Consider the following 24796-nt stretch of genomic DNA (forward strand, 5'->3'; position numbering starts at 1 on the left):
GGGCCCGAATGAGCGGCACTGTGGATGAATGGATTGCAGCCACGATCGAGCACTACGCGAAAGGCTTGACCTTGCTCGCGACCGGAACCTTCGGGTCGCTTGCGTTCTCGGTGACGATGTAGTCGTACTTGAACTTCGAGCCCGCAGCCGGCTTGACCCATTGCGCCCCGATCATCGGGACCGAGGAGACGTTGCCGACGGGGCCTTTGGTGAAGTCCAGATGACCCATCATGGTCGTGGCCTGCAGCGTCGACAGCGACTTGGCAACGCCGACCTTGTCCTTCGGGTTGGTGCTCGCCTTCAGTGCAGCAAGACCCGCGTCGATCAGCGAGAGGGAGGCGCCGAGCTGCTGGTTCCATTGCTTGCCCGAGGCCTTCTCGTATCCATCGGCCAGTTGCAGCCCGCTCACGCCGGTCAGCGACGAGGCGTACGGGTAGCTCTTGTGCCAATAGGCAGCAACCGAGATGTTGTAGCCCAGAGGGCCAAGCACCTCGATGGTGGAGGCGAAAAGACCGGTCTTGGCGACCTGGACGATCTTCATGGTCTTGGCGAGGCCCTGTTGTGCAGCCTGGCGCCAGAAAGTGGCAAAGTCCGAGGGAATCGGAAACGTGCAAAGGATCTCGCACTTCTCGGCCTTGAACTTGGCGATCTGCACGGAGAAATCGGTCGTGCCGGTTTCGTACGGGCCACCGTCCACCACGATAAAACCGGCCTTCTGCAGCTCGGGCAGCATCGCCGCGCGGATCGCATTGCCATCCGCATCGTTGGGCAACAGCGCGGCGACCTTCTTGTTGGTCGGGATCGCAGACCACTGCGACACATAGGATTTCACGAAATCCGCGACCCCGAAGGAGAACAGGAACGTCCATTTGTAGGGCGAGGGCTGGCCCGGCTTGGCGCCGCGACCGAAGTACCAGGCCTCCCAGGGCATGACGGTTCCCAGGCACGGCACGCCGGCGGCCTCGCACGCGTCGGAGACCGGATTCACGACCTCGGGCGTGGAAGTCGTGAGCATCAAGTCGATCTTCTCGTCGATCAGCGCTTTCGCGAGCTGGCTCGCGCGCGCCGGGTCGGACTGCGTGTCGCGATCCAGGAGCTCGACGTTGTACTTCTTGCCGCCGATGGTCAGGCCGCCGCCCAGCGCCTTTCGAGCGAGTCCGAGCACGTAGCCATCGCCCTCGCCGAAGCTGCCCAGAGGACCGGTCCTGGGACTGACGAATCCAATGCGCAGCGTGTCCGCGCCTTGCGCGCTCGCGCGACCGGGCACCGCCAGCGCCAGGCCAGCCGCGCCAGCCAGCGCGAGAACCTCGCGGCGCGACCGCAGAGCACTGACGGATTCGCGTTCGGAATGGAAGTTTTTCTGCATGTTGTCTCCTGTGTGGTGAATCAAGAAAGACGGCGTCAGAAGCCGCTCGTCTGGAGCAGCACGTTCGAGAACATGCCGCCGTCGACCGGAACGTTGGTCCCACGAATCCAGACGGCGCCGTCCGAGAGAAGAAAGCAAACGACAGGCGCGATGTCGGCGGGGGTGCCGGGCCGGTCCATCGTCCTCATGTCCTCTTCGGCGCGAGCGCCCAGCGTCTCGATGAAGTCCTTCAGGATCGGCGTGTCGACCGGGCCGGGGCTCACGGTGTTCATGCGGATGCCGCGGGCGCGCCAGGTCCAGCGGTTTTCCATCGTCCAGACGATCAGCGCCTCCTTGGAGAAGAAGTAGCTGCGCGCACCTTCAATGCCGTGGACGCGGCAAAAGGCATCCACGTCGCCGAGTTGCAGCGAATTGCTTTCCTGAATGACGTCCCTTGCCTGCGGCCAGCCCAGGCCCGCGATCGACGCCAGGTTGACGATGGAGGCTCCGTCGGCCATCTTGGGGACGAGCGACACCGTCAGCCGCTTCAAGCCCACGAGGTTGACCTTCACGACCGCGGGTGCGGGCCATGTCGGCGGCAGGCCTGCGACGTTGGCCAGTCCGTCGATGCCCTGGGGCAGTCTGGCGACGAGTTCGTCGATCGAGCGCTCGTCGGACAGGTCTGCGGCAATGAACTCACCGACCGGCTTCGCGGGCTTGTTGATGTCGACCGAAATGACTTGCGCACCGTGCGCCGCGGCCAGCTCGGCCGTCTTGGCGCCGATTCCCGACGCCGCACCTGTGATCACGATCTTTTTGCCTTGGAGCATTTGCAATCCTTTGTTTGCGATGAACTTGGCTCTTCATTCGCAAGCACGGTGCCAACGCGGCACGCCAGCCAGAGCTCAAGCAAATCAATCACTTACCGAATCTGCCGCGGGATTACCCGGAATGCAGTTGTTGTCGATTGGTGAAAAATTGATGAACAAAAATTAATCAACCGACCGAGAAAGTCCTTGAAAAAAAAGCCCACGCGCTTGTCGCTCGCCGAACTTCAAGATCACAAGGGCGCAGGCAGCAGCGCCGAGATCGACGAGGGTGCGCCCCCCACGCTGCGTGATCTCACGGAGACGCTCACGTTCTCGCCCGGCGATGGCCGAATCTGGTTGAACGACCAACGCATGGTCCTTTGGCGCTCGTCGACCTACGGCGGGTTGCGTCGGGAACTCATTTCGAGCCTGGGGCAGGAGCAAGCGCGCTCGCTCCTGACGCGGGTGGGCTACACAGCGGGCTCACGCGACGCGGAACTCGTGCTTCAGATGTGGCCGGGCAGCGATCCCGCCAACGTGTTTCATGCCGGGCCTCGCATGCACAAGCTAGAGGGCATCGTGCGTCCCGAGACCATCAGCTTCGAGTTCGACATTCCACGCGGTGACTTTTACGCGGATTTCATCTGGCACGACTCCAGCGAGGACGATGAGCACATCTCCGCATTCGGCATCGGCACGGAGCCCGCGTGCTGGATGCAGATCGGCTACGCCAGTGGCTATGCCAGCGCATTCATGGGCAAGCTGATCATCTATCGGGAAGTGGCTTGCCGCTCGACGGGCGCTGAAGCCTGCCGGATCATCGGCCGCCCGGCCGACCAATGGGACAGCCCCGAGCTCGATCAGCACTACTTCACACCCGATCACTCGGCCCAGCGCGTGCGTCGCTCGATCGTGCCCGCCATCTCCGACATCAGCCGGCCTCGGACATCATCCATGCCATCGAAGGGCCAAGCCCAGGAGCTGATCGGTATCTCGTCAAGCTTCAGCGCAGCTCGCCATCTCATCGAGCGAGTCGCACCAACGCATGCCACCGTGTTGTTCACTGGACCGTCGGGGGCCGGCAAGGAACTCTTCGCGCAGACGCTGCACGCGATCAGCCCGAGGGCCAATGCACCGTTCATTGCGATCAACTGCGCAGCCATTCCGGACACGCTGATCGAATCCGAACTGTTCGGTGTCGACCAAGGCGCCTATACGGGCGCCGTCGCATCTCGGGCCGGGCGATTCGAGCGCGCCAAGGGAGGAACACTTTTCCTGGACGAGATCGCCTCGATGAGCCTGGTCGCGCAGGGCAAGCTGCTTCGCGCCCTGCAGGAGCGGGTGATCGAGCGGGTCGGTGGCCAGAAACTGATCGCGGTGGACGTGCGCATCGTGGCAGCGACCAATGTGGACCTGCGCAACGAGGTCGCGGCCGGGCGATTCCGCGAGGATCTGTTCTTCCGCCTGAACGTCTTTCCTATTGGCCTGCCCCCGCTCAAGGAGCGCCGCGACGACATTCCACTGTTGATGGAGGCCTTCCTGCGCAGATATGCGGAAATCCATGAGCGCGAGATTCCGGGTTTCACCCCACGCGCCGTTCAAGCACTCTTGCAGTACAACTTCCCGGGCAATGTCCGAGAGTTGCAGAACCTCGTCGAGCGGGGGGTGATCATGGCCGCGCACGACGAGCCGATCGATGTCCACCACATGTTTCGCGGCGGAGAAATTCTCAACCCACAGACCCTGGGCCTGGGCGCTGGCGGACGCTTGACCGCCGCATCCGAACCGCCCCCCGCCGAAGACAACGTCTCGAGAGCGGCCAAGACGCCTCCAGCAAAGGCTGATGGAAGAGACGCCGCTCGCTACAGGAAGGTGTTGATTGCCGCCCGGTACAACGTGGCGCAAGCCGCACGGGACATGGGCATCACCCGCGCCCAGATGGCCTACCGACTCAAGCACCTCGGAATTGGCTAGCCATCATCGAGACTCCGAACCGACCTCTTTGCAGGCCCCAGGTACCTGACTCGCTCCGAGCGAGAACTCGCCCGCCCCTGCTCCCGCCGCCTCTTCGGGCTTTTCTTGAAGCTGCCTCGCTTGACCACGTCCTTGGCTCGCTGATCTTCGTGCAGTGGTCCCTGCACCGGCTGCTTGAGCAGCAGGCCGTTGCACGCTAGGCTCGCCGAGCCTCGAGCCCGCGAAGCTGCGCAGCGACGCGATCTCGCAGAGCGCCTCCTCCATCGCCGGATCGCTCAGCGCGAACCAGCTCTGCATCGGATGCACGCGCAGCATCGCCTCCAGGGGCAGGGCCTGCGACCGCGGCCGACTTGGGCATAGGACGGCTTGATCACCTTCCGCAGCGCCTGCCGTAGCACCACCTGCACCATCTCCTCGAGGAGACCTCGCAACCGATCTTCTTCCTCCTGCCTGCGCACAGCACTTCAGAAAAACGGAGCTGACTCGCGGCATCCCACCTCGCCCGCGTTCAAGCCGTCCAGGCCATCGAAGCCGACTTGATCTGGCCCCCTAGTCTTACTGAATGAAAGGGACTTCCCCGTCCCGAGCAATCCGCAGAGTGCTTATTGAGCGTTGCGGCAAACGGCATCCAAGTGCCACGATGGGAAGTTCTCATCAACTCACTCGAAAGGGGAAGTCCATGACCATTCTGATTATCGGCATTGACCTTGCCAAGGATGTGTTTGCTGTTCACGGCGTAGATGAGGCCGGCAAGCCGACATTGGTGCGCCCGAGCGTGCCGCGCACGAAGTTGTTGGAACTCATCGCCGGTCTACCGCCCTGTGTCATTGGGATGGAGGCCTGCTCCGGCGCCCATCACTGGGCCAGGTTGTTTGCTGCTCACGGCCACACCGTGCGGCTGATCGCGCCCAAATTCGTGGCACCGTACCGCCTCAGCGGTAAGCGCGGCAAGAACGACGCAGCGGACGCCGCCGCCATCTGCGAGGCGGTTCAGCGGCCCAACATGCGATTCGTGCCGGTCAAGAATCTGGAGCAGCAGGCTCAACTGAGCGTGCACCGTGTGCGCCAGAGCTACATTGAACAACGCACTGCCACCATCAATCGGATCCGAGGGGTGTTGTCCGAGTTTGGAGTCGTCCTACCGCTCAAGGCCGAGACCGTACGTCGGCGCGCAGCAGCCTGCCTGGAAGATCTTCCTGGCTGGGCCAACAATGCGATCGGCGACATGCTCAGCGACTTGCATCGGCTCGATGAACGGATCGCCCAGTACGACTGCCATATTGCGCAGATCGCCCAAGAGGACGCTCGTGCGAAGCAACTCATGCACTTGCCGGGCATCGGCAAGACCACGGCCACCGCATTGTTGGCCATTATCGGAAATGGGCACGAATTCAAATGCGGCCGCCAACTGGCCGCCTGGTTGGGATTGGTTCCCAGCCAGTACAGCTCGGGTGGCAAGGCACGCTTGGGGCATATCACCAAGGCCGGTGATCCCTATATTCGTTCGCTCATGATCCTGGGCGCAAGATCGGTACTCAACTTCGCCAAGGGCAAGACGGACCCAGTCAGTCAATGGGCGGTTGCTTTGGCTGCGCGCAGAGGGTACTGGCGCGCGATTGTGGCCATTGCAGCCAAAAACGCTCGCATGGCTTGGGCCTTGCTGGCCCGAGGCGAGGCGTTCGTGATGCCCAAGTGAGCGCGCGGCGTCCATCGCCACCGATTGGCCCAGAGGCCGCACTGACCGTATTTCTACCGCCGCTTGACGGCTTGCGTTGATGAAGCAAGGTTGGACCTGCGTGGGGATTGACCGCCTGTGACGTGGAGGCGCTTTGCATAGCGTCCTCGTTTACTGAATGGGTCCTCCACGTGCGTCTTTCATCAGGGTCCGTAGGCAATGCGCCTGCATCAATGACCGTTTGTAGTTTCGCCAGTCCGCACCTTGCCCTGTGACATCAGCGTCGCTGCGCAGTTGGCGTCGAGTCGCTTCAGCTGTGTCATCGAGGGTTCGAGATCGATCCCTCCGGCCTTGCGCTGCTTGACTATTGGGAAAGCCCTTGTAGTGTCACAAGAGTAGCTTTGCGCTTGCCCTTCCGCAGCAGGGGCACTGGCCGAGACGAGCGATCAACTGATAGCTCAGTCGATGGCGCAGTGTCGTGATCGACGTCGGCACGTGGCGCTGCGCGCGCAGGACTGCCGCGGGGGATGTAATCCTCGGGAAGTGGAGGCACTTGGCGTTCGATGAAGTTTTTTTTACCGCCGACAGACTTGTCGGAGACGAGGCGTTCAGCCATGAGGAACCCGTAGGCCGCGATGCTCAAGGCGGCATGGTGGTGGAGCCCCCGCCACCCTCGGCCCTCATAGTGGCCGAGACCGAAGTCCTGCTTCAGATCCTGGTAGTCGCGCTCGATGCGCCAACGCTGGTGGGCAACGTCGACCAAATCGTTGATCGGCGTGTCTTCTGGCATTGTGGACAAGAAGTACTTGCTCGGCTCAGCGTCGCTTGCTGGCCACTCGACGAGCAGCCACTGCTCGGGATGCAGGCGTGCCTTGCCCGTATTGCCGCCGGCGTGGCGCACCCGCACGGCCGCGAAGCGCCCACTCAACGTGTCGTTGGTTCCCTCGCGCCAACTGATGTCCTGGAACGCTCGGCTTGGCAGCGACTGCGCCAATGCCTTGACGCTCATGGGCTGCAGCGCTGCCGTGCGCCTGGGCATCACTGGCGGGCGGCCCATGCCGTTGTAAGGCTTAGGTGGCAGCGGCTGAACGCCAGGCGGCCAGACCACGACGGCAGATGTGATACCTACCGCATAGAGCAAGCCCATATCGCTGAGCGCCTGACGAAAAGCGTTGTCCACGCCGTAGCCAGCATCGGCCAGCACGCAGTGGCGCGGTGCACCTTCGTCCAGCAACGTGCGCAATTGCTGCAGCGCGATCTGCATCTTCGTGGCGAATCGCACTTCATCGGGAACGCCTGCCTTGGTGCGGCGTTCGGGATCCGTAGCCCAATCCTCGGGCAGGTACAGTTGCCAGGCCACGGGCAAGCTGCCCTGTTTGCTTGCCAGCGAGATGCTCACGGCCACCTGGCAGTTGTCCTGTTTGCCGAGCATCCCGCAGTACTGGCGCGTGACACCGACCGAGTGGCGGCCCTTCTTCGGAAACCCGGTGTCGTCGATGATCCACCAGCCGCCCTGGCTGAAGTCCATCTTGGGCATTACCCACTGACATACGCGCCGCAGCATCTGGGTGTCAGACCATTCGGCCTTGGCCACGAAGTGGTGCAGTGCTTGGTGCCGCGCGCTGGCGTGCGTCGGGTCCACCCGCGCGGCCATGGGCTCCACGCTCTTGCGCGACAGCGGAAGCATCAAGCCCGTGCAGTAACCACGAAGGCCCGCATGCCGGTCCACGTGACCCAGGCCTTCGCTCAGGTGCTCCAGATAGCTATCGAAGCGCTCGGATGCATTCATCAATCCTCCGGTACGAAGACGAGAGGATCGCATTATTTCACTTATGACACAGTAAGACTAGGGAAGGTCCCAATGATGTTTGGCTCGTGCGCCTTCAACATTGCACAAAATGGATTTTTTGCACAATAATTGAATTTACCCTTTCCCGATGACACCCGGCCGACCATCCATCTCAAAGCTTCATAGGAGATCCATCATGAAAATCAGACGCGTAGTCTTGGGCGTCGACTCAGCCGGAAAGTCGGGAGTCCTGTCCGACGCGCACGCGGTACGGAATTCGGCGTTCGAGACCGTACCGGGATTCGAAGCCAACCTGCTCTGGTCGACAACGGCGGTGAGCGAGGCTGGGAGCAAGTCCACGTTCAGCGATCCGACCGTCGAGGCCAACTTTCTTCCGGGCCTTGGCGAATCCCGGCTGATGTTCGTCACCTTTCCTCCGGACGCCGTGATGATGCGACCGAACTTCGACGGTGCTGCCTTCGGCGCCGAATTCGATCGGCTATTGCCTGGTCTGGCCGAAACCTTCGAACCGGACGCGCCCGGGATGCACACCACCGACAGCATCGACTACGACGTGGTGCTCGACGGGGAGATCACGCTGGAATTGGACGACGGCAAGGAGGTGCTGTTGAAAAAGCACGACGTGGCCGTTCAGCAGGGCAACCGCCATGCATGGCGGAACAAGGGCGACAAGCCGGCAACCATGCTGTTCGTCCTCATGGGGAAGCAGCGCGCCGCCTGAAAGCCCGCGGCGCGTTCGCTCCAGTCGTCTACCCAGTCCCGCGCCGATGAGTCGACGCTCGTTTCCGAAAGCACTCCGATGAACAAGGTAAATGCGACAGCCGACGTGCGAGAACTGTTGATCGACCTCGAGCAGCAACGCTGCCGCGCCATGATGGACGCGGACATCGATCGCCTGCGTCAGCTGCTTCACCACGATCTCACCCACGTTCATGCCAAGGGTCAGGTCGACGGCTACGACAGCTACTTCAGCACCGGCGGCTTCAACGTCACCTACACGCGCCTCGAGAGAGCCGATCTGGAAGTCCGAGTCATGGGTGGCAGCGCCCTCATGACCGGCCGCCAGCTGCTGGTGGGTGTCCGAAAGAACGGCACGGGCACCGTGACCATCGATTCCCGCGTGATGCAGGTTTGGATCAAGGAAGGCGAGCGCTGGCAACAGCTCGCTTTCCAGACCACGCCCACCGAGATGCGCATCACCTAGCCTCCTGTCCGGCGATGGCAAAGCATCCCGTCCATTCAATCCAAGGAAGACACACATGTCGCTGCCCCAAAAGATGAAAGCTGCCCGCATGCACGAGATCGGCGGGCCCATGCGGATCGAGGAACTCGACGTTCCAAGCGTGCGTCCCGGCGACGTGCTGGTGCGTGTCAGGTCGTGCGGCATCGTGCCCAACCTGGGCAACATCCTGAAGAACTGGACGACCTGGTTTCCCGAGCGCCCCCTGCCTCCCCTGCCGGCGATCTTCGGCCTCGATCCCACGGGTGAGATCGTGGAGGTCGGTTCGCAAGTCCGCGTATGGAAACCAGGCGATCGCGTGTATGTCAACCCGGGGCGCTACTGCGGCGGGTGCCGCGCGTGCCGCAGCGGCGAACTGACGAGTTGCAGCCACTACACGTTCAATGGCTACTTCGGGTTCTCGCAGAACTCCCTGGCCATTTTCCGCGACTACCCCTATGCCGGCCTCTCGGAATACATGACGGCGCCGCAGTACTCGCTGGTCAAGCTGCCGGACAACGTCACGTTCGACCAAGGGGCCCGGTTCGGATACCTCGGCACCGCCTATGCGGCCCTTCGCAAGGTCGACGTGGGCGTCGGCAAAACCCTGCTCATCAACGGCATCAGCGGCACCCTTGGCATTGGTGCCGTTCTGTACGGTCTCGCGATGGGGGCCACCAAGATCTACGGAACGGCTCGCAACCGGGCCTTGCTCGAACGCGTGAAGGCCATTGCGCCATCGCGCATCGAAGTCATGTCGCTCGACGATGCTGAAGCGCCCGACATCTGGGTCATGCGTCATACGGGCGACGGCGTCGACGTGTTCGTGGATTGCCTGGGACCCGGCGCGCTGCACGAGACATTCCTGGCCGGCATGCGCTCGCTCAAGCGCGGCGGCGCGGCAGTCAACATCGGTGCGATCGCGGGCGGCGTGCCGGTGGACCTCCACACGATGATGGACCTTCGACAGTCGCTCGACGGCTCGGTCTGGTTCACGGCCGGGCAGGGCCAGGACATGGCGGACATGTCCGAGGCAGGCCTTGTCGATCTCAACATCTTCGAGCAGGTCGGCTTCCCGTTGGAACAGGTCAACGAAGCCATCTCCGGCATCGAGAACCGCAACGGCGGCTTCAGCAACTACGTCATCCACCCCTGAAACACGATCGGACGAACACCATGACTTCGCATCAACACCGCCGAGATTTCGTCCGCGTCCTCGGAGGCGCGGCCCTCGCCGCGTCGGTCCCTGCCGCGCTGGTTCGGGCGCAGACCAGCGACCCGATCAAGATCGGTTACGCGATCTCGAAGACGGGGCCGTTTGCAGGCGGCGCAGCTTCGGCGCAGATCCCGACCTACAAGCTGTGGGTAGATGACGTCAACAAGGCCGGCGGCGTTGCGGTCGGCGCAAGCAAGCGTCGTGTCGAGGTCATCGAGTACGACGATCGCAGCCAGCCGGAGGAAGCCGTTCGTGCGATCGAGCGCTTGGTCAACCAGGACAAGGTCGACTTCCTGCTGCCCCCCTGGGGCACCGGCATGAATCTCGCGGTGGCGCCAGCCTTTCACAAGGGCAATTTTCCCATGATCATGCCCAGCTGCATCACCGACCGGATGCCCGAGTTGGTGAAGCGGTGGGACAACATGTTCAGTCTGCTGGCGACCGCGTCCTCGTACTCGGACGCCGTCGTCGCGGTGATGTCGCAGATGCGCACCGAAGGCAAGATCGGCAGCAAGGTCGCGATGGTGAATGTCACCGACCAGTTCGGCCTGGAACTGGCAGCCGCCGCGCGGAAGTCGTTGAAAGCAGCTAAGTTTGAACTCGTCCTCGACAGCAGCTATCCGATCACGTCGCAAGACATGACCCCCCTGATCGCCAACGCCCAGCGCACGAACCCCGACATATTCCTCGGCTTCAGCTATCCGCCCGACACGCTTGGCTTAACGGAGTCCGCGCGGGTGCGCGGCTTCAATCCGAAGCTGTTCTATGCCGGCGTCGGGACGGCATTGCCGCTCTATGCCCAGAAGTTTGGGGCGAACACTGAGGGGGTGATGGGCCCAGGGGGCTGGAATCCGGACACGGAAGCCCTCAGGGCCTATGTCGCCCGGCACACCGCGCTGACGGGACAGCCGCCGGAGCAATGGGTCAGCGCGCTATGCTACGCCGGGCTCCAGGCGCTGCAGCAGGCCATCGAAAAGGTCGGAAAGATCGATCGCCCGGCGATCGTCAAGGCCCTCGGGTCCACGACGTTCGACACCGTGGCCGGAGCGCTCAAGTTCGACAACCACATCCTCGCAGGCGGATGGACGGTCGGACAGTGGCAGGGCGGTACGTTCTTCGGCATCGCCCCGAAGCAGAAAGGCGCCAAAGAGCCCGTCGCCAAGCCCGCCTGGAAAGCCGCCTAGGCCCACCATGCGGTTGATCGATGCATTGATTTTCGGGCTGACGCTGGGAGGCACGTACGCGCTCGTTGCCTTGGGCCTCAATCTGCAATACGGGGTCGCGCGCATCCTCAATCTGGCCTACGGCGAGATGCTTATCGCTGCGGCGCTGGGCGGATTGGTCCTGTTCACACACAACGGCATCTCGCCGCTGGTCTCGCTGATCGTGCTGGTGCCTTTGGCAGCCTGCGCCGGTGCGCTGCTCTACCGCATTGCATTCCTCCCACTCGTAAGGCGTGCGCGGAGCCGGGACGCGCTGGAGGGCGACAGCATCTTGTCTACCTTCGGCCTCCTGTTCGTTGTCCAGGGCGTGATGCTCGCGATGTTCGGCGGCAACTACATGAGTTACTCCTACCTGTCGATTCCGGTCGAGGTACTCGGCACCACCATTGCCGCCAATCGATTGCTGGCTCTTGTCGTGGCGCTGGCTCTTGGCGCATCGCTCTTCTTGCTGCTGACGCGAACCCGCATGGGAACGGCCCTGCGCGCCGTCGCCGTCGACCCCGCGTCGGCGCCACTCGTGGCCATCGACGTGACGAAGATTGCGATGTTCGCGTTCGCGATCGGAACTGCCTTGGTGGTGGTGGCCGGCGTACTGGTCAGCATGTTCTCCACCTTCAGCGCGACGATGGGGGTTCTTTTCACGATGAAGGCGCTGATCGTCGTCATCATGGGTGGCGTCGGCAACTTCATTGGATGCGTGTTTGCCGCCCTGTTGCTCGGCCTGAGTGAGAGTTTCGTCGCGACCTACGTGGACCCTGGCCTGACGCTGGCCGCAAACTACGCCATCTTCCTTCTCGTGCTGGTGTTTCGTCCTTCCGGCCTGTTCGGGAGGACCAGCCGATGAAATCCAGCTCCACGAGCTTCCTGATTGCGTCGCTCGTCGCCTTCATCGTCTTGGCGTTCGCGCCGGCGACAGGCAACGACTACACGACGTCCTTGCTCATCAACCTGCTGCTTTATGCGAATCTGGCCACGGCATGGGGCATCTTCTGCGGGACCACGAGGTTCATCTCGCTGGCGACGGTCGCATTCTTCGGCGTGGGATGCTATAGCGTTGCCATGCTCGCGGAAGTGCTGCCCTGGCCGCTTGTCCTGGTCGTTTCCGCCCTGCTGGGAGGTGCGCTTGCACTGCTGATCGGCCTCTGCACGCTGCGGCTTTCCGGGATGTACTTCGTCGTGTTCAGCTTCGGGATCGCTGAACTCATTCGCCAGCTTGTCACCTGGTACGAATCAAAATTCGTCGGCTCCGTCGGACGATACGTCTTCCTCGAGACCAGCCCTGCGCAGATCTATTGGCAGTTGCTGATCCTGTTGGCACTGCTGTGGGCACTGGGCGCTTGGCTCTCGAAATCGCGCCTGGGCTTTGCATTGCGGCTCATTGGCGAGGATGAATCGGCCGCCCGCAGTTGCGGCATCAATACGGTCGGCGTGCGCCTTGCGGTGCTGACGGGCACGGCCATGTTCATGTCGGTCGCCGGGGCCATCGTTGCCCCGCGATGGACTTACATCGAGCCGTCGATCGCCTTCAACTCCTTGGTATCGTTTCAGGTCGTCGTGATGGCGCTGCTGGGAGGCGTTGCGGCGTTCTACGGCCCCATCCTTGGGGTGGTGCCTCTGGTGCTGGCTTTCGAAGTCCTGACCAAGTATTTTCCGGACCACTTCAGCATCGTGTTGGGCGCCATCTTCCTGGTGATCGTCTATCTGCTCCCCCGAGGGCTTCTGGGCATCGTCGAGAAGCTTTGGAGGAAGGTCAAGTGAGCAAGCCGCTTCTGGATGTGAAGGGTCTTTCACGTCGCTTCGGTGGCCTGAAGGCCGTCGAAGGCCTCTCGCTCGAAGTCGGCAAGGGAGAGATCGTCGGCCTCTTGGGGCCCAACGGTTCCGGCAAGACCACCGCGCTCAACCTGATCAGTGGCGCGCTCCGCCCTGACCGGGGCTCGGTGAAACTCGATGGACTCGAGACAGCCGGGGCCCCCAACTTCAAGGTGGCTCGCCTCGGTATCTCTCGGACCTATCAACTGGTGCGTCTCTTCAAGACGATGACAGTGCTGGAGAACACGGTTGCCGGCATGTCGTTCACCCACGGTCACCTGTTCGGCCGCGAGGCAACCACCCCCGCAATGGCGTTGCTCGATCGCGTCGGATTGGCGGCTCGCGCATCCCATCGCGCCGAGGATCTGACTTACATCGACCAGAAGCGGCTCGAGCTCGCGCGCTGCCTCGCGAGTCGCCCGAGGGTCTTGCTGCTCGACGAATGGCTGGCGGGGCTCAATCCGACAGAGCTTCTTCAAGCCATCGATCTGGTGCGTTCGCTCAAGCACGAAGGTGTGTCGATCCTGATGGTGGAGCATGTGTTGGAGGCCGTGAGATCGCTGTGCGATCACTGCGTCGTGATGAATGCGGGGCAACGGATTGCCCGTGGTACGGCCGCCTCGGTCCTGGCGGACCCCGAGGTGGTACGAGCCTACTTGGGAGACGACGATGCTTGAGGTCAAGGCGCTGAGTGCCCACTACGGAAAACACAGAGCGCTGGCTGACGTCGCGATCAACGTGGGGGCGGGACAGGTGGTCAGCGTCCTGGGGGCGAACGGAGCTGGAAAGTCCACCTTGCTGCGGTGCATCGCCGGTCTGATGCCGACAGACGGCGCGAGCTTCGTTCTGAACGGCAAGCCGCTGACCGGGCTGAAGGCAGACCAGCGCGTCGAGGCCGGCATCGCACTCGTGCCGGAGGGGCGCGGCATCTTCGGAGATCTGACGGTCAGGGAGAATATTTTTCTGGGCGCCTACCCGCGACGTGCACGCGCCAGCGAGCAGCGCAACCTCGCACGCGTCCTCGAGCTGTTTCCGAGGCTTCGTGAACGCTTGACTCAAAGCGTGCGAACAATGAGCGGCGGCGAGCAGCAGATGGTTGCAATCGGCCGCGCCCTGATGTCCAGCCCGGATGTCCTTCTCCTCGACGAGCCGTCGCTGGGCCTCTCGCCGCTGATGGTGTCGGAGCTGTTCAAATCCTTGGCGCGTGTGCGCGACGACAGGGTCTCGATTCTGCTGGTCGAGCAGAACGCCAGGCGCAGCCTCGCGCTCTCCAGCCGAGGCTACCTGCTGGAACAAGGCCGCATCGTCGGCGAGGACGACGCGCAGCGGCTGCTCGCAAGCGAAGCAGTCCAGCGTGCCTATCTCGGAGGCTGACCGGCAACCCGGCACGCGCCAGGTCGCGCGTCGCAACCCTCGGTCCGGCGCCATCCCCTGCAAGCAGCGGTGCGGCAAGGCGAGTCCCGCCACGGGCGTGGCAGCCGTGCCGAACACCCGGTCGTCGGGCCGCCGAGACCGTCACCCGCTGGCCGATCCTTGCCCGCCAGGACCCGAGGACAGCGCCATCCTCTTGCACCCGTGCCATCTCACCTTCCGTCGGCGCCTCACGCGATGGGTCCGTTGTTCGCCCAGGAGGGCAGAGCCGCGAGAAATTCGGCCTCCTCGTTCTTGGTCAGTCAGCGGACGACAACCCCATCTTGACCATATGGCGCATTTCGCAGGGGGAGACTGGACCTCCGTTGTCACCCTTAGAGCGCATGCTGACCCATCTCGCACTTCAGGCTGAGGCCGATCATAATTTGGCATGGCAAGCCCATCCCTGCCGAAAATTGCCGAGCTGGAGAAGCTCAACGAGGTGCTGCTCAGGTCGAAGCGACTCGGTCAAAATCGTTTGACCGCAGTGTCGGTAGAGACGTCTTACTCGACCGTGCTGTCGCACATCTTCAGATTGCGGTTAACTTTTGCCGACGCCGCATCTGAGGCGCCTACAACGCTCATCCTGAAAGCCGGGCTCTCCGAACGGGCTGGCGGGCCATGGGTTGGCGGCAAGCGAGAGGTCGCGTTCTACCGCGATCTCGCGCCCTGCATGCCTTCCGGGATCGTGCCTCATTGCTTCGATGCCGAATGGGACAGTGACACCGGCACCTGGCATCTTCTGCTGGAAGACTTCACCGACACTCACGTGATCGCGACCCGCTGGCCAGTCCCTCCGACCTTCGCGCAGTGCGACGCCATCGTCCGGACACACGCCCGTTCCCAAAGTGCGTGGTGGGATGACGCTCGGCTTGGCGTGACGATCGGCACGTGGCAGGACACGCAAGCCCACGAAAAAGCGACAGGAGTCGCGGTCGCGCAGTTCGCGAGCTTCGCCGATGAAATGGGTGATCGGCTTGCCGGAGAAAGACGTGCTCTCTACGAGCGCTTGTTCGAGGCCGCGCCGCAGCTCGCTGCACGCTACCAATCGCACCGTCATATGACCGTCGTCCAGGGCGATGCGCACGTTTGGAATTGCTTTCTGCCGCGCGACAGCGCGAAAGACGGTGGCAGGTTGTTCGACTGGGATGCCTGGCAGGTCAACACCGGATCGGATGACCTCGCATGCATGATGGCCCAGCAGTGGTACCCCGATCTGCGGCAGCGATGCGAGAACCGCTTGCTCGACAGCTTCCACGATGAACTGGTCGCGCATGGTGTACAGGGCTACGATCGGCGCGCATTGCAAGATGACTACAGGCTTTCGGTGCTCTGGCTGCTCACAACCCCGATCTGGCAGCACGCGAACGGAATTCCTTCAGTGATCTGGTGGAACAACTTCGAGCGCGTATGCCTCGCAGTCGAAGACCTCGACTGCCGCGAGCTCCTGGGATAGTTTCGATTTCGAGTGAGTTCTTTCAAGGGCGCTGTACTGCCGTCTTGGCGCCGCTACCGTCGATCGAGGCAATCACAAAGCGGTCGTCCCAAGAGCGATTTTGAATGTAGTCAGTTCCGGTGATGCAGCGACAGGTCGTGCACAAGCAGGCCGTCAGCTGTGTTGCCAGCAATGCAGCAGCAGTTCGTCGACGCGGCTGACCGAGCGATCACACCAAGGTGATGACGCCAGCTGCACCGAGGCGCTGCCAGGGCAGTCCGAGCACGAGCGCGTCGAGCTGCTCACGCGTCATCGCCATCTGCGTGCCCAGGCTCGCGTTGGTCCTGAGGAAGCGGCCGTGGTGCAGACGACGTGCGCACAGCCAGATGCCGATGCCATCGTGCACGAGGACCTTCATGCGATTGGCCCACCGGTTGGCAAGGAGCTAGGCAACGACAACTACCCGAATGCTCCGTCCGACCAAGTCATCCAGACTGCCCTTGAACGCCACACCGCGAACGCTCGTTCGGGTGAGGAAAAGTGCGATCTCGCGCAGGGCGCGCCTGCGGCGATCCATACTGCCTTGGGATCGAGCACCATGTTCTGGCGACAGACGGTGCGAACGCGGCCGGCCTCCTCGGGCTGACCGCCTGGCATACCGCGACGCCCCTGTCTGCGCTCGCAGGTGCCTCCTAATGGTGTTTCGGGCCAGGAGATCGCTTGCCAGTTTCTCAATCCAGCCGCAGGCCGGTCCGCTGCGCCACGCCCTCCCACTTTGCGGAGTCCTCGTGGCTTCGCTGCCGGGCTTGCTGCGGCGTACTGGCTTCGACGCGCAGGTCCATGTCGGCAAGACGCGCCTTCATCGACGGAGCGAGCAACACAAGGCGCACGTCGTGCTGAATCTTGTCGACCACTGCGGCTGGCAGTCCGGCAGGAGCCATCAGGGTTTCGAAGAAGGTCGCGTCGAACCCTGGATGCCCACTCTCGGCCACGGTCGGCACGCCCGTCAGGACCACCGAGCGCTCCTTGCCGGACACGGCGATCGCACGCAGTCGGCCGCTCTGAACGTAAGGCAGCACGACGGACGAGACGATGAAGCCGCAGTCGACATGACCGGCGATCACATCTTGCGCAGCCGGCCCCGGCCCTTTGTAGGGAACATGCGTGAGCCTCGTGCCCAAGGTCGACAGCAACAGCTCCATGGTCATGTGGCTCGGCGTTCCCGCCCCGCCCGATGCATAGAGCTTGGTGGAAGGCAGTCGAGAAAACGCCTCCAGCGATGCGATGCCGGCGCCGGGATTGCAAACCAGCATCTGATTGAAGCTGGCGAAGTAGGTCACCGGCTGCAGCGAGCTCCGCGGGTCAAAGCTCAGCTTCTTGTACAGGTGCGGGTTGATCGTGAGTACGGTATCAGGCCCCACGAGCAATGTGTGGCCATCCTTGGCCTGGGCGACCTCGCCAGCAGCAAGATTTCCCCCTGCCCCGGGCTTGTTTTCAACCACGACGGCTTGCCCCCAGGCCGACTGCAGCGCGGGCTGAATCAGGCGAGCAATGACATCGCCTGGCGTTCCCGGCGGAAACGCAACCACCATGCGAACCGGCTTGTTCGGCCATGTTTGCGCGAAGACCGGCGCTGCGGCAAGGGTCAGGGTGAAAAGTACGGCCATGAATCGAGTGAAAAAGCCTCGAACTTCTGTCATGAATGTCTCCTAGTCGTTTTCTTGCCATGCATCAGGTATCAGGCGCCGGAGCCTCTCCCGTTCACGCGGGACAACACGTCCCCCGCCCCGTCGGCTGTAGATCCGCGCCATGCGACGATCTGGTCGGGACGAATGAGCACGAGCGGCGCTTCATACAGTTCGCGCAGCAATGCGAACGGCAGCCGCACGACCCGCAAATCCACGGACGCATCGTGGGCCGCCTTCTCGAATCCGGCGATGGATGGCACATCGGGTCCGAGAGCCAACAAGGTCCACTCAACATGGAATAGGTCGAAAAGCGATCGCCCGTCGTCCAGCCAGGCATGCGGCGGCCGACCGCCGGGGCTGGCCGTGTGCACATAGGCATTGGGCTCGCCAGGTGGCAGTGATGCGCCGTCGCCAAAGATGATGGGCGAACCGTCATAGCGGCCACCGAACGTCACACCGGGGATGTCAAACTCGAGGCGCGCATGCTCGTTGAGGTGCCGCGCCGCGAGGCTGCGTTCCGCGGCACCACTTTCGGAGTCATCTTCCAGCTCAGGCCTCGCGACGAAAAGTCCCACTGAATCCGCGAAGCGCCGTGCAAACCCGGTGTTGCGTTCAGCGATCCGCTTGCGTTCGAATTCGTAGCTGTCCAGAAGGGCCTCGGGCGCCTGGGAACGAATGACACTCGCAAGCTTCCATCCGAGGTTCACCGCATCTTCAACCGCGGTGTTGTAGCCCAGACCGCCGGTAGGAGTGAACAAATGCGCAGCGTCACCCGCAATGAATACGCGCCCCTGTTGGAAACGCTGCGCCACCAATGCATGGCCAGCCAGCCATGTCCCCTTCGAAAGAACCTCCACCGGCAGATCGACGCCTACGGCCTCGGCGAAGACGCGGCGCGCGTCCTCGTCAGTCCAGTTCTCTGCGTCTTCTCCCGGCTTCAACGCCGCATGAAACGCGTACTCCGCCACGCCATCCACTGAAGCCATGAATGCGCGGCGGCCATGGTTGACGGCGACATACATCCATGCCTTGGGATGCTTCAACACCGACAGGAAGCCGGGTGCGCGCAGGTAGGCAGCAAACATCTTTCCCCCCATGAATTCGCGCTGAATACCGGTGACCCCTTCCCATTCGATGCCCAGTTCGCGCCGAACCAGGCTGCGTGCACCATCGGCACCGACGAGGTATCGGGCATTCACCTTCTGTGCAGGGCCATCGTCGGTAGGCCGCACGATTGCGTCGACCGACTGGCCGTTGTCATGGAAGCACTCCAGCGCCCAGCCATACCGCATGTCGACCGACGGCCAGGTTTGCGCGTGGCGGCGCAATGTCTGCTCGACGAACTTCTGCGACACGCGATGCGGCAGTTCTGCTGCGCTCCATGAACCCGTCCTCGATCTGACCCCGGCGATTGCTTCCGCGGCCGTCGGCAAGGCCAGGCGTGCAAGTTCATGCTGCGTGTAGCGGGTGAAGTAGGCAATGTCCGTTGGATGGTTTGGCGGCAAGCCTTGGGCACGGACTTCGTGAGCAAATCCCAAACGCCGAAAGTGCTCCATCGTGCGGGCCTGGGTGGCGTTCGCCTGAGGATTGAAGGCAGTGCTCGGCTTTGCATCCACCATCAAGCAACGGATGCCACGCCGGCCAAGTTCGTTGGCCAGCATCAAACCACAGGGGCCGCCGCCAGAGATCAGCACGTCTGTCACGAGCGCTGGCTGGCTTGCGGAGAAGGGGTCGGCAGTCATCGGCTATCTTGCTCGCTGGAAGTTCAGATTCAATATTACTTAGGTTACCTAAGCAATATTTCATCACCATTAGGGGAAATACCATGACCAACTCCGCCCTGCCGCGGGCCTACCGCTGGCGACACCACAACCCGGGCCGCGTGCTTGACAACGCATTGCGCCGTTTCGAAGACCGCGTCATGGACCTCATGCAGGAAGCGGGGCAGTCCCAAACCCGGCGCTCGCACGTGAACCTGACGCGCCATCTGGACCTCGAGGGCACGCGCATCACCGAGCTCGCCCGACGCGCGGCCATGACCAATGCCGCGATGACAGAGTTGATCGACCAGTGCGAAACACTGGGACTGGTCGAACGCGTGCCGGATCCGGCCGATGGGCGTGCCCGCGTCGTGCGCTTCACTCATGCGGGATTGGTGTGGCTGGACGCGTTCGGGCGCGCCATCGTGCATGCCCAGTGCGAGATGACTCAAGCGGTTGGAGTACCGGCCATGGACATCCTTCTGAACGACATCGCGCGCTATGCGACGACAGATGAAGCAAGTGGTTCGTGAGCGGCCCCGGGGCCGGCCTTGACGCAGCACTCGTCGCGCGTGCCGCCCGATCCCGCGTCGACCACGGGCCACTGAATCGGTGCTTCCGCGATGCCGATGCGGCCGATTCCCTCGAGGCGGGTCTCGTCGTACACCCCAGCGGGTCCTGCGCCTGGAAGTGACCTGCTCGGTTTAGTCGAGACAGTTTTTCCTAGAAGACGGCGGGTTGCAGTTCTAGGCGGAGTTCCTGTTTGAACTCTGCCGGGGTCAAGTATTGCAGGCTGCTGTGGGGACGTACCTCGTTGTAGTGATTGCGCCAGGCTTCGATCAGGACGGCGGCTTCGCGGCGCGAGCGGAACCACTCGATGGACAGGCACTCATCACGGAATTTGCCGTTGAAGCTCTCGTCGGTGCCGTTCTGCCAAGGCTTGCCCGGGTCGTTGAGCACGGTGGCGATGCCGGCGTGCGCGATCCACTCCAGGATGGCCTGGCTGACGAACTCGGGCCCGTTGTCCGAGCGCATGAACAGCGGCGCCCCATACAGGCGCACCAGGCGCGACAACACCTCGATGACGCGCTTGGAGCGAATGGCCCCGGCCACATCGATGGCCAAGCACTCGCGGGTGTATTCGTCCACCACGGTCAGGCATTTGATCTGCTGACCACTGGCCGTGCTGTCGAAGACGAAGTCGTAGGCCCAGACCATGTTGGCCTTGAACGGCGTGTGGATGCGCGGGCGCACCGAGGCGATGCGCTTGCGTGGCCGCTTGCGGGGCACCAGCAGGCCTGCCTGGCGCCACAGGCGATGTGTGCGTGACCAACTCAGCTCGAAGCCGCTGCGACGCAGGAACACGCGAATTCGGCGATAGCCGTAGCGCGGATACTGGGCCGACAGTGCCTTCATCGCCGCGAGCACCGGCGCATCCTTGGCGGGCAGGCGCAGCTCGTAGCTGGGCGTGGCGCGTGACATGCCAATGAGCCCGCAGGCGCGGCGCAGACTCAAGCCCCGTGCGCGCACGAAGGCCAGTTGCTCGCGCCGAGCCAGCGGGCTCACCATTTTTTTGCGTTGATCTCCTTGAGGATCTCGAGGTCCAGGTCTTTCTCGGCAAGGAGCTTCTTCAATCGGCTGTTCTCAAGCTCCAGGGCCTTCAAACGCTTGACGTCGGCGGCTTCCATCTGGCCGAAATGCTTGCGCCAGGCATAGATGGTGGCGTCGCTGACCTTGTGCTTCTTGGCGGACTCTGCCACCGTCGTACGATCTGCTTCGCGCAGGATCGTGACCATTTGCTCTTCTGAAAATCGACTCTTCTTCATGGGCTCCTCTTCGGGCGGGAGCCATCTTCCTAGAAATCAATGTCTCGGAGAAACCGGGCAGGTCAATGCTGCCGACGGCGTTCGATACTCGCCGTCCCGCAGCAGCTTGCTCGGCCTCATCTTCGGCAGCGACAACCCTCAAGAGCGCGAGTTCGCCAGTCCTGCGCAGCACCCCTCCGGAGGCGGCGCCCGGACAATGCCCCGGATTGCAAATCCTTCGGCAGCAACGTCCCCATGCCCATCGCACGGTTCCGGCACGACACTTGGGACAATGCGCGCCGCCGCACACGCCATCGAACGCCGGCCGACGCCGGTCGCGCAGACCGTTGACCGGCCCATTTCTGAGCCATGTGTTTGTTCAATGGGCAAGGATCTTTGACAGAAACTGCTCGGCCCGCTCGCTGCGTTCTTTCGGCTTGCCGAAGAAATCGGCAGCGCAGACGTCTTCGACGATCGCGCCATGGTCCATGAAGACAACACGGTTGGCCACTTTTCGGGCAAACCCCATCTCATGAGTCACTACCATCATGGTCATGCCTTCTTTCACCAACTCGATCATGACGTCCAGGACTTCGTTGACCATTTCAGGATCCAACGCGGAAGTTGGCTCGTCAAAAAGCATCGCCAGAGGATCCATCGCCAGCGCTCGTGCGATAGCGACGCGCTGTTGTTGCCCGCCGGACAACTGCCCCGGGTACTTGTCGATATGCGCCCTCAGACCGACGCGATCGAGCATGAGGCCAGCTTTGTACTGCGACAGCTCGCGCGTTCGTCCCAGCACCTTCGTCTGGGCAAGGCAGATGTTCTCGACTACCGACAGGTGCGGGAAGAGTTCAAAGTGCTGAAACACCATGCCGACCTTGGATCTGATGCGCGGCAGATTCAGGGCCTTGTTCTTCAGGTCCGTCACGCATTCGCCACCGAACCGGATGCGGCCTTTCTGAATGGCTTCGAGGCCATTGACTGTTTTGATCAGCGTGGATTTTCCGGATCCCGAAGGACCGCACACCACCACGACATCCCCCTTGTCAAGTTCGAGCGTACAGTCGTTCAGGACCTGGAAGCTTCCGTACCACTTTGAGACATTCTCAATTTCAATCATCGACATACCGTTTCCTTGTTCAGAAGTTCGCGTACCTGAGATGCAATCGTCTTGTCAGCTTTGACAACGCATAGCAAACAACGAAATAGACGATGGCGACGAACACATACATCGTGGTGATCGCACCATCGCGCTGCGCGAGCTTCGATGCGGCGCCAAGAAAATCAGTCGCCGAGATCACGTAAACGAGCGAGGTGTCCTGGAAGAGGTTGACGATCTGAGTCAGAAGCACGGGCAGCACACGCCTGAACGCTTGCGGAAGGATGATGAAACGCATGGACTGGCCATACCCGAATCCCATCGCCTGTGCTGCATGAATCTGGCCTCGAGGGATACCCTGGATTCCAGAGCGAATGATCTCGGAGAAATAAGCCGCTTCAAAGATGGAGAACGTCACGAAGGCCGTGACATTCGCACCGATGGACACGGGCCGCTCCTCGCCGGTGACGACTTGCAGTACCAGCGGTCCAACGAAAAACACCCAGAAAATGACCAGCACCAACGGAGTCGAGCGCATGAAGTCCACATAGACGGCCACTGACCTGGAGAGGATCTTCGAGGACGAGAGGCGCGCAAGCGCCAGCAGGCAGCCGAGAAAGATTCCGACGGTCGAAGCGACGACGGTCAGCAGGAGCGTGTACTTGAGGCCAGTCCAAAGGTACGGCAACCCGCGCAGAAGCGCTTCGGTATTGAAGTAGTCCATTTGACTCTCTATGCTTTGGAAGTGATGTATCCAGGCACGGCGACGCGGCCTTCAACGTAGCGCATGACTCTGTTCGCCATCATCGAGATCCCGATGTAGAGAATCGTCAGGATGGCGTAGACCTCAAAGAAGCGGAAGTTGGTCTCGGCCACCTCCTTGACGCTGCGAAACATGAGCTCGGCGTAGCCGATCGTGAGCGCCACGGTGGAGTTCTTGATGAGACTCATCGTGTCGCTGGTCAAAGATGGAATGCAGATTCGCAATGCCATGGGAAGCAGGATGTAGCGATAGACCTGCGTTCCGCGCAGGCCCAGGGCTTCGCCTGCAGCGCGTTGTCCTCGCGGCATCGCCAAAATGGCGGCCCGGATCTGCTCCGATACCCGCGCTGCGGTGAACAGGCCAAGGGCCAGGACGGCCGATATGAACTGGTATGTCGAGTAGTCGACGCTCTTGAGGATGGGGATCCAGTTGGGCACGACGAAGAACCACAAGAACATCTGAACGATCAATGGGATGTTCCGGAAGAACTCCGCGAAGCCGTCTCCCAATTTGGCGAGCGTCTTTCTCTTGCCGGTTCTGGCCGCGCCGATCGTGATGCCCAACCCCATGGCGATGATCCATGCGGCGATGGACAACTTCAAAGTGTTGCCCAGCCCCGTCCCGATCATTTTCCAAATGAGGTCGCCGGAACTGGGGTCAGGCTCGAATAGAAAATTCCAGTTTAGGTCTAGCATCGTTCGGTCCTCTTCTTTGCTTCGGCGAAGAAGACTGGGTCTTCCTCGCCTCTCTTCTATTTAGATTCCGCTGTCGTTGGGCTTGGCAAAGGCTTCCTTGAGTTCCTTGGAGATCGGGAAGTTCAGGTTGATGTTCTTCGGAGGAATCGGCTGCAGGAACCACTTGGCGTAGATCTTTTCGATCTCGCCCGACTTGATGAGACCGACGATGGTGTCGTCCACGACCTTCTTAAACGCCGGGTCATCCTTGCGGAACATCAAGGCATTGGGTTCCGAGCGCAGCGTGTCGTCCAGAATCCGGAAGGCCTTGGCGTCGCCGGTGTTGGCGGCCATGGATGCCAGCAACACGTCATCGAAGACGAACGCTTCAGCGCGCTTGGTCTGAAACAGAAGGAATGACTCAGCCACGTCCTTGCCGTAGACGCGCTCGAAGTTCACCTGATTCTCGGTCGCGTACTTCTGCAGCATCGGAATTGCAGTCATTCCGGTGATCAGGGCGATCGGCTTGCCGCTGAGCGATTTCAGGCTGGTATAGGGCGAGTCCGCGCGCACGATCGCACGGATGTTGGAGACGAAGTGCGTGACCGAGAACGCGACGAGCTTTTGGCGCTCGACAAGATTGCTGGTGGATGCGCATTCGAGATCCATGGTGCCATTCGTTACCAGCGCGATGCGGTTCGAGGAGTTGGCCGGCTGGTACTCAACCTTGAGATTGGGAATCGCCAGTTGGACCTTGATCGCTTCGACGATCTTCTTGCAAATGTCGACCGCGTAGCCGACAGGCTGCTGCTTGTCGTCGAGGTAGGCCATCGGAATCGAAGATTCGCGAACGCCAAGCGTGATCGACCCGGTGTCCTTGATCTTCTTCAAGGTGCCAGTCAAGGCTTGCGCGGATGCCGAACCGGCGATGGCCAGGGAACAGGCCAGGACCAGAAAGAGGGAGCGTGTTTTCATGTCTATCCTAGGATTGAGTGTGGGTGCTCGGTGGAAGAAGAGTGGCGCTTGGCGCCAACTCACTGGGGAAGTCTTCGGTCATGGCTGTTGTTGGCCCCCTTGGC

The 24796-nt window shown here is 62.0% G+C and carries 24 protein-coding genes; 12 read left to right on the top strand and 12 right to left on the bottom strand.

The features are described 5' to 3' along the window. Window positions 1–52 precede the first annotated feature (52 nt). Complete coding sequence (locus ACTG4X_RS30200; protein WP_440532675.1) at window positions 53–1366, bottom strand: ABC transporter substrate-binding protein; 1314 nt, start codon at window positions 1364–1366, stop codon at window positions 53–55. A 35-nt stretch (window positions 1367–1401) separates the two neighbouring features. After that, window positions 1402–2175, bottom strand: coding sequence for a coniferyl-alcohol dehydrogenase (locus ACTG4X_RS30205; RefSeq protein WP_440532676.1), 774 nt, complete (start codon window positions 2173–2175; stop codon window positions 1402–1404). 186 nt (window positions 2176–2361) lie between these two features. Between ACTG4X_RS30205 and ACTG4X_RS30210 the strand changes: the two genes are divergently transcribed. Further along, window positions 2362–4128 (top strand): sigma 54-interacting transcriptional regulator, encoded by a 1767-nt coding sequence (locus tag ACTG4X_RS30210; protein WP_440532677.1) that lies wholly within the window; start codon window positions 2362–2364, stop codon window positions 4126–4128. A gap of 3 nt (window positions 4129–4131) precedes the next feature. On the opposite strand, the gene ACTG4X_RS30215 is transcribed toward ACTG4X_RS30210, so the two are convergent. Beyond that, window positions 4132–4620 carry a transposase gene (locus ACTG4X_RS30215; protein ID WP_440532678.1) on the bottom strand — a complete coding sequence of 163 codons (489 nt, stop codon included), beginning with the start codon at window positions 4618–4620 and terminating at the stop codon, window positions 4132–4134. A 187-nt stretch (window positions 4621–4807) separates the two neighbouring features. Between ACTG4X_RS30215 and ACTG4X_RS30220 the strand changes: the two genes are divergently transcribed. After that, a complete protein-coding gene (locus tag ACTG4X_RS30220) occupies window positions 4808–5824 on the top strand; it encodes an IS110 family transposase (protein ID WP_440532679.1) in 1017 nt (338 codons plus the stop codon). A gap of 343 nt (window positions 5825–6167) precedes the next feature. Here ACTG4X_RS30220 and ACTG4X_RS30225 read toward each other — a convergent pair whose 3' ends face one another. Beyond that, window positions 6168–7592 (bottom strand): IS701 family transposase, encoded by a 1425-nt coding sequence (locus ACTG4X_RS30225; protein ID WP_440532680.1) that lies wholly within the window; start codon window positions 7590–7592, stop codon window positions 6168–6170. A gap of 196 nt (window positions 7593–7788) precedes the next feature. Here ACTG4X_RS30225 and ACTG4X_RS30230 point away from each other — a divergent pair, with 196 nt between their 5' ends. From ACTG4X_RS30230 to ACTG4X_RS30270, 9 genes are all read left to right on the top strand, one after another. Further along, window positions 7789–8334, top strand: coding sequence for a cupin domain-containing protein (locus tag ACTG4X_RS30230; RefSeq protein ID WP_440532681.1), 546 nt, complete (start codon window positions 7789–7791; stop codon window positions 8332–8334). Window positions 8335–8412: 78 nt separating this feature from the next. Beyond that, window positions 8413–8817, top strand: a complete 405-nt coding sequence (locus ACTG4X_RS30235; RefSeq protein WP_440532682.1) for a nuclear transport factor 2 family protein — start codon at window positions 8413–8415, stop codon at window positions 8815–8817. Window positions 8818–8872: 55 nt separating this feature from the next. Continuing rightward, complete coding sequence (locus ACTG4X_RS30240) at window positions 8873–9988, top strand: alcohol dehydrogenase catalytic domain-containing protein (protein WP_440532683.1); 1116 nt, start codon at window positions 8873–8875, stop codon at window positions 9986–9988. Between the two features lie 20 nt (window positions 9989–10008). Next, a complete protein-coding gene (locus ACTG4X_RS30245; protein ID WP_440532684.1) occupies window positions 10009–11232 on the top strand; it encodes an amino acid ABC transporter substrate-binding protein in 1224 nt (407 codons plus the stop codon). 7 nt (window positions 11233–11239) lie between these two features. Continuing rightward, a complete protein-coding gene (locus tag ACTG4X_RS30250) occupies window positions 11240–12115 on the top strand; it encodes a branched-chain amino acid ABC transporter permease (protein WP_440532685.1) in 876 nt (291 codons plus the stop codon). Next, window positions 12112–13029, top strand: coding sequence for a branched-chain amino acid ABC transporter permease (locus tag ACTG4X_RS30255; RefSeq protein WP_440532686.1), 918 nt, complete (start codon window positions 12112–12114; stop codon window positions 13027–13029). The genes ACTG4X_RS30250 and ACTG4X_RS30255 overlap by 4 nt, the downstream gene beginning before the upstream one ends. After that, window positions 13026–13757, top strand: a complete 732-nt coding sequence (locus ACTG4X_RS30260; RefSeq protein ID WP_440532687.1) for an ABC transporter ATP-binding protein — start codon at window positions 13026–13028, stop codon at window positions 13755–13757. The genes ACTG4X_RS30255 and ACTG4X_RS30260 overlap by 4 nt, the downstream gene beginning before the upstream one ends. Continuing rightward, complete coding sequence (locus tag ACTG4X_RS30265) at window positions 13750–14454, top strand: ABC transporter ATP-binding protein (RefSeq protein WP_440532688.1); 705 nt, start codon at window positions 13750–13752, stop codon at window positions 14452–14454. The genes ACTG4X_RS30260 and ACTG4X_RS30265 overlap by 8 nt, the downstream gene beginning before the upstream one ends. 427 nt (window positions 14455–14881) lie before the next feature. Then, complete coding sequence (locus ACTG4X_RS30270) at window positions 14882–15946, top strand: hypothetical protein (RefSeq protein WP_440532689.1); 1065 nt, start codon at window positions 14882–14884, stop codon at window positions 15944–15946. A 208-nt stretch (window positions 15947–16154) separates the two neighbouring features. On the opposite strand, the gene tnpB is transcribed toward ACTG4X_RS30270, so the two are convergent. From tnpB to ACTG4X_RS30285, 3 genes are all read right to left on the bottom strand, one after another. Further along, window positions 16155–16343: an IS66 family insertion sequence element accessory protein TnpB gene (gene tnpB, locus ACTG4X_RS30275; protein ID WP_440532690.1), complete on the bottom strand. Its 189-nt coding sequence runs from the start codon at window positions 16341–16343 to the stop codon at window positions 16155–16157. Window positions 16344–16656: 313 nt separating this feature from the next. Continuing rightward, window positions 16657–17625 carry a Bug family tripartite tricarboxylate transporter substrate binding protein gene (locus ACTG4X_RS30280; RefSeq protein ID WP_440532691.1) on the bottom strand — a complete coding sequence of 323 codons (969 nt, stop codon included), beginning with the start codon at window positions 17623–17625 and terminating at the stop codon, window positions 16657–16659. Between the two features lie 38 nt (window positions 17626–17663). Then, on the bottom strand, window positions 17664–19355 hold the full coding sequence (locus ACTG4X_RS30285; protein WP_440532692.1) for an FAD-dependent oxidoreductase: 1692 nt from the start codon (window positions 19353–19355) through the stop codon (window positions 17664–17666). A gap of 83 nt (window positions 19356–19438) precedes the next feature. On the opposite strand from ACTG4X_RS30285, the gene ACTG4X_RS30290 reads away from it, so the two are divergent. Continuing rightward, window positions 19439–19906: a MarR family winged helix-turn-helix transcriptional regulator gene (locus ACTG4X_RS30290; protein WP_440532693.1), complete on the top strand. Its 468-nt coding sequence runs from the start codon at window positions 19439–19441 to the stop codon at window positions 19904–19906. 190 nt (window positions 19907–20096) lie between these two features. Here the strand turns inward: ACTG4X_RS30290 and ACTG4X_RS30295 are convergent. The 5 genes from ACTG4X_RS30295 to ACTG4X_RS30315 form a co-directional block, all read right to left on the bottom strand. Continuing rightward, a protein-coding gene (locus ACTG4X_RS30295) for an IS3 family transposase (protein WP_440532694.1) occupies window positions 20097–21199 on the bottom strand; the annotation gives its coding sequence in 2 pieces (ribosomal slippage) (window positions 20097–20941 and window positions 20941–21199; 1104 coding nt in all). 358 nt (window positions 21200–21557) lie between these two features. Next, complete coding sequence (locus ACTG4X_RS30300; RefSeq protein ID WP_440534444.1) at window positions 21558–22301, bottom strand: amino acid ABC transporter ATP-binding protein; 744 nt, start codon at window positions 22299–22301, stop codon at window positions 21558–21560. A 19-nt stretch (window positions 22302–22320) separates the two neighbouring features. Then, window positions 22321–23004 carry an amino acid ABC transporter permease gene (locus ACTG4X_RS30305; RefSeq protein ID WP_440532695.1) on the bottom strand — a complete coding sequence of 228 codons (684 nt, stop codon included), beginning with the start codon at window positions 23002–23004 and terminating at the stop codon, window positions 22321–22323. An 8-nt stretch (window positions 23005–23012) separates the two neighbouring features. After that, window positions 23013–23738 carry an amino acid ABC transporter permease gene (locus tag ACTG4X_RS30310; protein WP_440532696.1) on the bottom strand — a complete coding sequence of 242 codons (726 nt, stop codon included), beginning with the start codon at window positions 23736–23738 and terminating at the stop codon, window positions 23013–23015. Window positions 23739–23798: 60 nt separating this feature from the next. Further along, on the bottom strand, window positions 23799–24755 hold the full coding sequence (locus ACTG4X_RS30315; protein ID WP_440532697.1) for an amino acid ABC transporter substrate-binding protein: 957 nt from the start codon (window positions 24753–24755) through the stop codon (window positions 23799–23801). Between the last annotated feature and the right edge of the window lie 41 nt (window positions 24756–24796).

The organism is Variovorax sp. YR566, assembly GCF_051992195.1.
In the GTDB taxonomy this organism is placed as follows: domain Bacteria; phylum Pseudomonadota; class Gammaproteobacteria; order Burkholderiales; family Burkholderiaceae_C; genus Variovorax.

Bases quoted from the DNA above. Each gene is read 5' to 3' on its own strand.
- ACTG4X_RS30250 (WP_440532685.1), top strand. From the start codon at position 11,240: ATGCGGTTGATCGATGCATTGATTTTCGGGCTGACGCTGGGAGGCACG.
- ACTG4X_RS30245 (WP_440532684.1), top strand. From the start codon at position 10,009: ATGACTTCGCATCAACACCGCCGAGATTTCGTCCGCGTCCTCGGAGGC.
- ACTG4X_RS30230 (WP_440532681.1), top strand. From the start codon at position 7,789: ATGAAAATCAGACGCGTAGTCTTGGGCGTCGACTCAGCCGGAAAGTCG.
- ACTG4X_RS30270 (WP_440532689.1), top strand. From the start codon at position 14,882: ATGGCAAGCCCATCCCTGCCGAAAATTGCCGAGCTGGAGAAGCTCAAC.
- ACTG4X_RS30225 (WP_440532680.1), bottom strand. From the start codon at position 7,592: ATGAATGCATCCGAGCGCTTCGATAGCTATCTGGAGCACCTGAGCGAA.
- ACTG4X_RS30290 (WP_440532693.1), top strand. From the start codon at position 19,439: ATGACCAACTCCGCCCTGCCGCGGGCCTACCGCTGGCGACACCACAAC.
- ACTG4X_RS30300 (WP_440534444.1), bottom strand. From the start codon at position 22,301: ATGATTGAAATTGAGAATGTCTCAAAGTGGTACGGAAGCTTCCAGGTC.
- ACTG4X_RS30285 (WP_440532692.1), bottom strand. From the start codon at position 19,355: ATGACTGCCGACCCCTTCTCCGCAAGCCAGCCAGCGCTCGTGACAGAC.
- ACTG4X_RS30240 (WP_440532683.1), top strand. From the start codon at position 8,873: ATGTCGCTGCCCCAAAAGATGAAAGCTGCCCGCATGCACGAGATCGGC.
- ACTG4X_RS30305 (WP_440532695.1), bottom strand. From the start codon at position 23,004: ATGGACTACTTCAATACCGAAGCGCTTCTGCGCGGGTTGCCGTACCTT.
- ACTG4X_RS30310 (WP_440532696.1), bottom strand. From the start codon at position 23,738: ATGCTAGACCTAAACTGGAATTTTCTATTCGAGCCTGACCCCAGTTCC.
- ACTG4X_RS30200 (WP_440532675.1), bottom strand. From the start codon at position 1,366: ATGCAGAAAAACTTCCATTCCGAACGCGAATCCGTCAGTGCTCTGCGG.
- ACTG4X_RS30255 (WP_440532686.1), top strand. From the start codon at position 12,112: ATGAAATCCAGCTCCACGAGCTTCCTGATTGCGTCGCTCGTCGCCTTC.
- ACTG4X_RS30265 (WP_440532688.1), top strand. From the start codon at position 13,750: ATGCTTGAGGTCAAGGCGCTGAGTGCCCACTACGGAAAACACAGAGCG.
- ACTG4X_RS30205 (WP_440532676.1), bottom strand. From the start codon at position 2,175: ATGCTCCAAGGCAAAAAGATCGTGATCACAGGTGCGGCGTCGGGAATC.
- ACTG4X_RS30220 (WP_440532679.1), top strand. From the start codon at position 4,808: ATGACCATTCTGATTATCGGCATTGACCTTGCCAAGGATGTGTTTGCT.
- ACTG4X_RS30280 (WP_440532691.1), bottom strand. From the start codon at position 17,625: ATGACAGAAGTTCGAGGCTTTTTCACTCGATTCATGGCCGTACTTTTC.
- ACTG4X_RS30215 (WP_440532678.1), bottom strand. From the start codon at position 4,620: ATGCCGCGAGTCAGCTCCGTTTTTCTGAAGTGCTGTGCGCAGGCAGGA.
- ACTG4X_RS30235 (WP_440532682.1), top strand. From the start codon at position 8,413: ATGAACAAGGTAAATGCGACAGCCGACGTGCGAGAACTGTTGATCGAC.
- tnpB (WP_440532690.1), bottom strand. From the start codon at position 16,343: ATGAAGGTCCTCGTGCACGATGGCATCGGCATCTGGCTGTGCGCACGT.